General features: G+C 70.1%; 1 pseudogene. It reads right to left on the reverse strand.

Features of this window, described 5'->3' with window-relative positions:
- Nucleotides 1-304 (reverse strand): annotated as a pseudogene (locus tag BKD30_RS10030) (integrase); the annotation flags it as partial.

Below are 304 nucleotides of genomic sequence, written 5' to 3' on the forward strand. Positions count from 1 at the left end.
AGATCGGCGACGGCCTGCACGATCCACTTGGCTGCGTTGTTGCGGATCGACGCGTTCTCGGTCCAGCCGGTGACCAGGTCCGTCATCGTCAGCGTCCGCGCGAACTCGCCCTGGAACGTCGGCCCGCAGTGCGCGACGGTGTCCGCCTCGACCACCCCCGGCACGGTCGCGGGCTCGTCGCCGACCTTGCTCAGCCCGATCGAGTTGCGCAGCAACGGAGAGGGCTTCGTGGTCGAGATGCCGCGCAGCTGCATCGACCGGCGTGCCGGCGCCAGGTACCGGTCGATCGTGGCCGCGCTCATCG

Source organism: Tersicoccus phoenicis (assembly GCF_001968835.1).
GTDB lineage: Bacteria > Actinomycetota > Actinomycetes > Actinomycetales > Micrococcaceae > Tersicoccus > Tersicoccus phoenicis.